The 7863-nt window shown below is 61.1% G+C and carries 7 protein-coding genes and 1 pseudogene; all 8 read right to left on the reverse strand.

Features of this window, described 5'->3' with window-relative positions; genetic code table 11:
- On the reverse strand, window positions 1-226 hold a 226-nt coding region (locus HX846_RS05000), incomplete at its 3' end, for an FGGY family carbohydrate kinase (RefSeq protein ID WP_256739771.1).
- A gap of 146 nt (window positions 227-372) precedes the next feature.
- On the reverse strand, window positions 373-1854 hold the full coding sequence (locus HX846_RS05005; RefSeq protein WP_178965060.1) for a mannitol dehydrogenase family protein: 1482 nt from the start codon (window positions 1852-1854) through the stop codon (window positions 373-375).
- Window positions 1855-1872: 18 nt separating this feature from the next.
- Complete coding sequence (locus HX846_RS05010) at window positions 1873-2976, reverse strand: ABC transporter ATP-binding protein (protein ID WP_102606106.1); 1104 nt, start codon at window positions 2974-2976, stop codon at window positions 1873-1875.
- Window positions 2977-3013: 37 nt separating this feature from the next.
- A complete protein-coding gene (locus HX846_RS05015) occupies window positions 3014-3844 on the reverse strand; it encodes a carbohydrate ABC transporter permease (RefSeq protein ID WP_003215312.1) in 831 nt (276 codons plus the stop codon).
- 10 nt (window positions 3845-3854) lie between these two features.
- Window positions 3855-4781, reverse strand: coding sequence for a carbohydrate ABC transporter permease (locus tag HX846_RS05020; RefSeq protein WP_003215314.1), 927 nt, complete (start codon window positions 4779-4781; stop codon window positions 3855-3857).
- Window positions 4782-4959: 178 nt separating this feature from the next.
- Complete coding sequence (locus tag HX846_RS05025; protein WP_003215317.1) at window positions 4960-6270, reverse strand: sugar ABC transporter substrate-binding protein; 1311 nt, start codon at window positions 6268-6270, stop codon at window positions 4960-4962.
- 336 nt (window positions 6271-6606) lie between these two features.
- Window positions 6607-7512 (reverse strand): AraC family transcriptional regulator, encoded by a 906-nt coding sequence (locus tag HX846_RS05030; RefSeq protein ID WP_003215319.1) that lies wholly within the window; start codon window positions 7510-7512, stop codon window positions 6607-6609.
- 71 nt (window positions 7513-7583) lie between these two features.
- Window positions 7584-7863, reverse strand: a pseudogene (locus tag HX846_RS05035) (glycosyltransferase); the annotation flags it as partial.

The following is a 7863-nucleotide window of genomic DNA, read 5'->3' on the forward strand; positions in this document are numbered from 1 at the left end:
TGTCCTGGCCGTCAACCCCGGCCTGTTGCAAGGCGCGGTGAGTGGCTTCGGTAAACGCGTCCAGCCACTCCTGGGTGTGCTGTTCGCGGCGGCCATTGGCACCGCTGATCAGCGTGTGGCTGGCGGCGCCCAGGCCCAGGACTTTGCCGCTGCTGGCGTCCAGCACGATGGCCTTGGTGCCCTGGGTGCCGCAGTCGATGCCGAGGTAGAGGTTTTGCTGGGTCATGGTGGGTCGCTCAGCACATTGTTATGGAGAACTCGGTCAGTGTGGGAGCGGGCTTGCTCGCGAATAGGGTGTGTCAGTTATGCAAATATTGACTGATCCACCGCTTTCGCGAGCAAGCCCGCTCCCACATTTTTGATTCGGTTCCGTCAGTTGAGATTGGCGAGCAGCCGCTCCAGCGTTTTGCTCACACCCACATCCTGCAGGCTCTCGAAACACCGCTCAAACGCTGCCACAAACTCGGGCGAGTTGGGAATAGCCGTACCAAAAATCTCTTCCACCCCCAGCAGCCGCTTGCTGATCAACGCATCTTCCGTCACCAGCCCCTGGCAAAACTCGGCGCGAGGGTCTGGAATGCGGTAGATCACCCCATTCTCATCCACGCCTTTCAAGTACAGCGCCCAGGCCGCCACCACCAGCGCAGCACGCTCGGTCTCGCGACCATCGGCAACCAGGCGGTTGATGGTCGGTACGGTGAACTTGGGAAACTTCGACGACCCATCGGAACACACGCGCTCCAGCTGGTCGGCAATCGCCTGGTTGGAAAAGCGGTCCACCAGGGTCTGCTTGTATTCGGTCAGGTCGATACCCGGTACCGGCGCCAGGTTGGGCGTGACGTCCAGGTCCATGTAGGCGCGCATGTAGGCCACGAACAACGGGTCGTTCATGGTCTCGTGGACGAAGCGATAGCCCTTCAGGAAGCCCAGGTACGTCAATGCCAGGTGGCTGCCGTTGAGCAGGCCGATCTTCATCTCTTCATACGGTGTCACGTCGTCGGTGAACTGCACGCCCACCGTCTCCCACGCCGGGCGGCCGTTGACGAACTTGTCTTCCAGCACCCATTGCACAAACGGCTCGCAGACCACCGGCCAGGCGTCGTCGATGCCGTGATCGTCATGCAATTGCAGGCGGTGCGCGGTACTGGTCATTGGCGTGATGCGGTCGACCATCGCATTCGGGAAGCTCACGTTGGCCTTGATCCACTCGTGCAGGTCGGCGTCATGCAGCGCGGCGAAGGCCAGCAACGCCTTGCGGGTCACGGCGCCGTTGTGGGGCAGGTTATCGCAGGACATCACGGTAAACGCCGGCACCCCGGCCGCCCGGCGCTGGCTCAACGCCGCGCAGATAAACCCGAACACGGTTTTCGGCGAGCCCGGGTTGGCCAGGTCATGCTGGATCTGCGGCAGGTGGGCCATGAACTCGCCGTTGCTGTCGTCGATGCAGTAGCCGCCTTCGGTGATGGTCAGCGAGACGATGCGAATCTGCGGGCTGGCCAGCTTGTCGATCAACGCCTGGGCGCCGTCTTCGGCCAGCAGCATGTCGCTGATGGAGCCGATCACGCGCACTTCGGTGTCGTCGGTGTCGCCCAGTTCATACAGGGTGAACAGGTAGTCCTGGCCGGCCAGGTCGTCCCGCGCCTTGCGGTCCTCGCTGCGCAGGCCCACACCACAAATGCTCCAGTCCAGGCCTGTGCCGGTATTCATCAAGGCATCGGTGTAATACGCCTGGTGGGCGCGGTGGAACCCGCCAACGCCGATGTGCGCGATGCCCTGGCTGGTATTGGCAATCGCATAGGCCGGCAGTTGCACTTCGGGCGCCAGTTGCGTGAGGTTTTGCTTGTTCAGTTTCATCGGGAAATTCTCGCGAAATCAGGCGGCGGCGCGCAGTGGGCGGGCCACGGCAACACCCTCAGCGTCGAACAGATGGCATTGGGTCGGGTCCAGGTACAGCTGCAGGGTCTCGCCATACTGGCTGGCCATGTCGCCACGGATCCGCAGGGTCAACGGCTCCTTGCTGGCGGTAATCACGTGGCAGAAGGTGTCGCTGCCGAGGCGCTCGCCGACGTCGGCGGTGACGGTCAGGGTGGCTTGCCCCGGCGCGGCGATTTCCAGGTGCTCCGGGCGAATGCCCAGGGTCACGGCGCTGCCGACGCTCAAGCTCGCGCTGCTCAGGGGCAGGCTGATGCGGCCGCCGGCGTCCAGTTCGACTTCGCAGCTCTGTGGGTCAACGCGAGTGACCTTGCCCTTGAGGAAACCCATTTTCGGCGTGCCCAAAAAACCTGCGACAAACAGGTTGGCCGGCTGGTGATACAGCTCCAGCGGCGAGCCCACCTGTTCCACGCGGCCGCTGTTCAGTACCACCACCTTGTCGGCCAGGGTCATGGCTTCGACCTGGTCGTGGGTCACGTAGATCATCGTGGCTTGCAGCTCTTTATGCAGGCGCGACAGCTCCAGGCGCATCTGCACCCGCAGGGCGGCATCGAGGTTGGACAGGGGTTCGTCGAACAGGAAGATCTTCGGGTTACGCACAATCGCACGGCCAATGGCGACACGCTGGCGCTGGCCGCCGGACAACTGCTTTGGCTTGCGCTCAAGCAAAGGGCCCAGCTCCAGGATACGTGCTGCTTCGTTGACCTTGCTCTCGACAATCTTCTTGTCGACGCCGGCCAGGTCCAGGGCAAACGACATGTTCTTGCGCACGCTCATGTGCGGGTACAGGGCGTAGGTCTGGAACACCATTGCCAGGTCGCGCTTGGCCGGGGTGACCTCGGTGATGTCGCGGCCATCCAGCTCGATGGTGCCTTCGGTGACTTCTTCCAGGCCGGCAATCAAGCGCAGCAGGGTGGATTTGCCGCAGCCCGACGGGCCGACGAACACCACGAATTCCTTGTCGTTCACCTCAAGGTCGATGCCCTTGATGATGGAGAAGCCTTCGAAGCCTTTTTGCAGATTCTTGATTTTCAGGTTGGCCATGATGGGCCTCCGCTTCTAAATATTTTTGAAGGAGCCGTTACTTCACGGCGCCGAAGGACAAACCGCGGACCAGCTGTTTCTGGCTGATCCAGCCAAAGATCAGGATCGGCGCACAGGCCAGGGTCGACACGGCAGATAATTTGGCCCAGAACAAGCCTTCGGGGCTGGAGTAGGAGGCGATCAACGCGGTGAGCGGCGCGGCGTTGGACGAGGTCAGGTTCAGCGACCAGAACGCCTCGTTCCAGCACAGGATCAGCGACAGCAGCACCGTGGAAGCCAGGCCGCCCTTGGCGATCGGCAGCAGCACCCGGACCATTTCCTGCCACAGGGTGGCGCCGTCCAGGCGGGCGGCTTCGAGGATGTCCTTGGGGATGTCCTTGAAGTAGGTGTAAACCATCCAGACCACGATCGGCAGGTTGATCAGGGTGTAGATGATGATCAGCGCAATGCGCGTATCCAGCAGGCCGAAGCTCTTGGCCAGCAGGTAGATCGGCATCAGTACGCCCACCGGCGGCAACATCTTGGTGGAGAGCATCCACAGCAGCGTGCCCTTGGTGCGCTTGGTCTCGTAGAACGCCATGGAGTAGGCGGCCGGGACCGAGATCAGCAGGCACAGGGCGGTGGCGCTGAAGGAAATCAGCACCGAGTTCCAGGCGTAGCTGAAGTAGTTGCTGCGCTCGTTGATGTGCAGGTAATTCTCCAGCGTCGGCGTGAAGATGAACTGCGGCGGCGTGGCGAACGCGTCGATTTCGGTCTTGAAGCTGGTCAGCACCATCCAGAAGATCGGGAAGAAAATCAGGATCGCGATGGCCCAGGCCAGGGTGCCGAGCAGCACGCTTTGCAGGCGGCGGGATTGTTGAAGCGTCATGGCGCGGCCCTCAAGGCTTGTCAGTCAGGTTTTTGCCGATCATCCGCACCAGGATGATCGCCGCGATATTGGCGATGACCACGGCAATCAAGCCGCCGGCCGAGGCCATGCCCACGTCGAACTGCACCAGCGCCTGGTTGTAGATCAGGTAGGCGAGGTTGGTCGAGGCGTAGCCGGGGCCACCGTTGGTGGTGGTGAAGATTTCGGCGAACACCGAGAGCAGGAAGATCGTTTCGATCATCACCACCACGGCAATCGGACGTGCCAGGTGCGGCAGGGTCAGGTGCCAGAAGATCGCGATGGCGCCGGCACCGTCGAGGCGGGCGGCTTCCTTCTGTTCCTGGTCGAGGGACTGCATGGCGGTCATCAGCAGCAGGATCGCGAAGGGCAGCCACTGCCAGGACACGATGATAATGATCGACAGCAACGGGTAATGGGCCAGCCAGTCCACCGGCTGGGCGCCGAACAGCTTCCACACGTAGGCGAGGATCCCCGACACCGGATGGAAAATCAGGTTCTTCCAGATCAGCGCACCGACGGTGGGCATGATGAAGAACGGTGAAATCAGCAACACCCGCACCAGGCCGCGACCGAAGAACTCGCTGGCTTCCAGCAGCGCGCTGATCAATACGCCAAACACCACGCTGATCAGCAAGACGCTGCCCACCAGCAACAGGGTGTTGGTGGCGCCGGGCAGGAAGCCCGAGTCGGTGATGAAGTAGGTGAAGTTCTCCAGCCCCACGAATTGGTTTTCGCCGGGGTAGAGCAGGTTGTAGCGAATCAGCGAGAAGTACAGGGTCATGCCCAGCGGCACGATCATCCACAGCAGCAACAAGGCCACCGAGGGGCTGACGAGGAACCAGCCGGGGTTGATCAGGCGGCTTTTACGCGGCTTGTCCGGCGTAGCGGTTTGCACTTGGGCAGTGGTGGTATTCATGGTGATCAGGACCAGTCAGGTACATGCGGAATGCGGGTCGGAGTGCGGTCAAATGTGGGAGCTGGCTTGCCTGCGATGAGAGCGCCTCGGTGAAACTGACAGACCGAGTTGTCTGCATCGCGGGCAAGCCCGGCTCCTACATAAAGCGGGTTCCCACATTCAGTGTGGTGAGACCGCTTTACTTGGGATAACCGGCCCGCTTCATTTCGCGTTCGGTGAAGGTCTGTGCATCCGCCAGGGCTTTTTCGGCAGTGGAGCCACCGGTCAGTGCGCTGGAGAAGAACTTGCCGACCTGGGTACCAATCGCCTGGAATTCAGGAATGGTCACCAGCTGGATGCCCACATACGGCACCGGCTTGGCCGACGGGTCTTTCGGGTCGGCGACTTTCAGCGATTCCAGCGTCACCTTGGCAAACGGCGCGGCCTTCATGTATTCGTCGCTGTAGGTCGATTTGCGGGTACCTGGCGGTACGTTGGCAATCCCGTCGGTCTTGGCGACCAACTGGCTGTATTCCTTGGAAGTGGCCCAGGTGGTGAACACCTTGGCAGCGTCCTTGGCTTTGGAACTGGTTGGAATCCCCAGGGACCAGGAGTACAGCCACGAAGTACCTTTGTCGGTCTTCTCGTGCGGGGCAAAGGTGAAGCCGACGTGGTCAGCCACTTTGCTTTGGGTCTTGTCGGTCACGAACGAGCCGGCGACGCTGGCGTCGACCCAGATCGCACACTTGCCGCTGTTGAACAGCGCCAGGTTTTCGTTGAAACCGTTGCTGGAAGCGCCCGGCGGGCCGGATTTCTTCATGTTGTCGACGTAGAAGTTCAGTGCGTCTTTCCACTCTGGCCCGTTGAATTCCGGTTGCCACTTCTCATCGAACCAGCGTGCACCGTAGCCGTTGGCCAGGGTGGTGATCAGCGCCATGTTCTCGCCCCAACCGGCTTTGCCGCGCAGGCACAGGCCGTACTGTTCCTTGTCCTTGTTGGTGAGTTTGGCGGCGAATTCGCCAATCTGGGTCCAGGTCGGGTGCTCGGGCATGGTCAGCCCGGCGTCCTTGAACAGGTCGGTGCGATAGTAGGTGATGGAGCTTTCGGCGTAGAACGGCAGGGCGTACAGCGAGCCCTTGACGGAAAGGCCGTCACGCACGGAAGGGAAAACGTCGTCCAGGTCGTAGGAAGCAGGCAGGTCCTTCATCGGTTCCAGCCAGCCTTTGGCGCCCCAGAGTGCAGCTTCGTACATGCCGATGGTCAACACGTCGAACTGTCCGCCCTGGGTGGCGATGTCGGTGGTGAGGCGCTGGCGCAGGACGTTTTCTTCGAGTACCACCCAGTTCAGCTTGATCTCCGGATGCTCGGTCTCGAAGGTTTTCGAGAGCTTTTGCATGCGGATCATGTCGCTGTTGTTGACGGTGGCAATGGTCAGGGTTTGCGCGCCAAGACTGACGGCGCTGAGGGTCATGCAGGTGCAGGCAAGCAGAGCTTTGGCTGTGAACTTCATCGCGCACTCCATTTCTGCGCCCAGGGGCTGCAGAAGGACAGTTATTGTTGTTGTGTCTTCCACGACAGCTGGAAGAGTGTGCGTTGATTACAGCCTTCAATTGACGTGCTGACAAATCCTTGGGAGCACTTTTACTGATACTTTTTTGCACTGAGGCGGAAAATTGCTGAAACGATTCGCTGGGAGCGATCGGCTTCCTGCGTGAGCGCGATGCAAATGTGGGAGCGGGCTTGCTCGCGAAGGCGGTGAATCAGCCGACATTTGCGCTGCCTGACACACTGCATTCGCGAGCAAGCCCGCTCCCACACAAGCGGGTTCCCACAGGAACGCGCGTTTTCAGGCCAGGTTCTGCTCGGTCAAGCGCTGCACCGCCAGGCGCCGGTAGTGCGAGGGGGTCATGCCCTTGAGCTGCTGGAAGCGGCGGTTGAAATTGGAGATGTTGTTGAAGCCTGACTCGAAGCACACATCGGTCACGGCTTTGTCACCATCGGCCAGCAGCTCGCAGGACTTGCTGATGCGCAGGCGGTTGACGAATTCGATGAAGGTGCGGCCGGTGGCTTGTTTGAACACGCGGGAGAAATAGGTGGGTTTCATGCCGAGGTATTCGGCCACCTCTTCCAGGGACAGCTCCCGCGCGTAGTGGGCAAAAATGTAGTCCACCGCGCGGTTGGTGCGGTCGATGCTGTGTTCGTCCGCCAATTGCGGCGTGGTCACGCCGGAGAGCAGTTGGTAGTCCTCGCAGGCACTCAGCACTTCCATCAGGATGAAGAAGTGGCCCAGGCGCGCCATGCCCTGGGCATCCTCGATGCGCTGCATCAGGGTCATGGCCTGGGCGATGGTTTTCTTGCAGCGAAATTCGATGCCGTATTGCGCCCGTTCCAGCAGTGGCGCCAGGGTCTTGAGCTCGGCAAAGACATGACTGCCGCCGTCGAACAGCTCGTCGGTGAAGTTCACCAGCATGTCGCGCTTGGGCACCACTTCGTCCTCGGCCACCTGGCTGATCCAGTTGTGGGGCAGGTTGGGGCCGGTGAGGAACAGGCTTTCCGGGTAGAAGTTGCCGATGTAGTCGCCGATAAACACCTTGCCGGAGCTGGCAACGATCAGGTGCAGCTCGTATTCCTTGTGGAAATGCCAGCGCACCAACGGGCACGGGAAGCCGTGTTGGCGATAGATGATGGACAGACCGTTGTGATCGTCCATCAGCTCGTAGGAAGGATCGGTGATTCTCGCTGCTCGGGTCATGCTGCAGTCGCTTTATTGTGGTTGCGAAAAGGATAATGCCCCCTTGCGCGCCACCTCGCCAGCGTCTGTGTCTACAGCGTACGGTTTTTCGCCTCGATCCACTGCGCCATGTACTGGGTACTTTTGTGCAGGTGGTGGCGCAGCATGCTGCCGGTGAAATTGTTCCGACGGTGCTCGGCCAACTGGCGGCGGCACTGCTCCAGGCGCTCCACCAGGGCCGGGCCGTGGAGGTCGTGGGCGTAACGGCGGGCCAGTAACTGCCGGCCATCTTCCTGGGCCTGGGTCCAGCGTGGCTGGTCTTGATACAGCGCAACCGCCGCAGCAGCCAGTGCACTGGCGCTGTGTTCGACC

The sequence above is a fragment of the Pseudomonas sp. K5002 genome, from assembly GCF_013386655.1.
GTDB lineage: Bacteria > Pseudomonadota > Gammaproteobacteria > Pseudomonadales > Pseudomonadaceae > Aquipseudomonas.